1 protein-coding gene is annotated in these 1,087 nt (G+C 51.9%); it reads left to right on the top strand.

Annotation, left to right across the window (positions count from 1 at the left end; translation table 11 throughout):
* Positions 1–97: 97 nt before the first annotated feature.
* Entirely contained in the window at positions 98–1,054 is a 957-nt protein-coding gene (locus LC059_RS17865) for an IS30 family transposase (RefSeq protein ID WP_226705233.1), read from the top strand.
* The last annotated feature ends 33 nt before the right edge of the window (positions 1,055–1,087 follow it).

The following is a 1,087-nucleotide window of genomic DNA, read 5'->3' as shown; positions in this document are numbered from 1 at the left end:
GCCGAATTCAAATCCGAAGTGCGACACCGAGCTCAAATAGGAAGGTGACCTGTGGTACAAGGGGTTTTTCTCTCCCGCCAAGAAGTGAGAAACCCCAATGAAGTACCAACAGATCACCTCTGAAGAGAGGTATACCCTGTCTCTGCTGCGGTTACAAGGCTATACAGTAGCCAGAATTGCTGAAATTTTAGACAGGCATAGAAGCACCATTTACCGCGAGCTGAGCCGAAACAGTTGTCACCGTACCGATGGCGCATACCGGCACTCAAAAGCCGACAGCAGGGCCCGTGGGCGGCGCCGACGATCCAGGCGCAATAATCGCTACGAAAACCATCATTTCAAGCTGGTACACCGTCTCCTGCGGAAAAAGTGGAGCCCTGAGCAGATCAGAGGCACGCTCAAGGCGAGGGGGGTGCCCTGCCCCTCTCACGAGATGATTTATCAGTACGTGTGGCGAGATAAAGCGCACGGCGGCAACCTGTGGAAGCACCTGCGTTGCGCTCAGAAACGACGCCGCAAGCGCTACCGGAGCTACGATAGCCGGGGCCGTATGGAGTTTAAGAGACATATCTCCGAACGTCCGGCCAGTGTGGAGTCGCGGCGTTACAAAGGCCACTGGGAAATTGATACGGTCATGGGGAAGACCACAAAGGACTGTATTGTGACGCTGGTTGAGCGAAAAACAGGCTTCTGCATGATAGGTAAACTGCGAGACCGCACCACGAAAACACTCAATAAGCGAACACTAAAGCTCATAGCCCGCGACCCCAAGGCATTCAAGACCATAACCGCGGACAACGGCACCGAGTTTCACCAATATATGGATATAGAGAACGAGTCCAAGGTGAAGTTTTACTTTGCTACTCCGCACCACTCGTGGGAGCGCGGCAGCAACGAAAACCTCAATGGATTGATCAGGCAATATCTGCCCAAGGGACAAACAATGATGGGGCTGACGCAGCAACAATGCGATGAAATTGCAAGAAAGCTAAACACCCGCCCCAGGAAAAGATTTGGTTTCAGAACACCAGAGAAAATGTACTATGGGAAATAATTACTTTTGTCGCGGTTCAAAGTTGATACTAGG

The organism is Microbulbifer elongatus (genome assembly GCF_020524885.1).
Taxonomy (GTDB): Bacteria; Pseudomonadota; Gammaproteobacteria; order Pseudomonadales; family Cellvibrionaceae; genus Microbulbifer; species Microbulbifer elongatus_A.
Note: the sequence above shows the minus strand (reverse complement) of the source record. Positions and strands in the feature narration are given on the sequence as shown.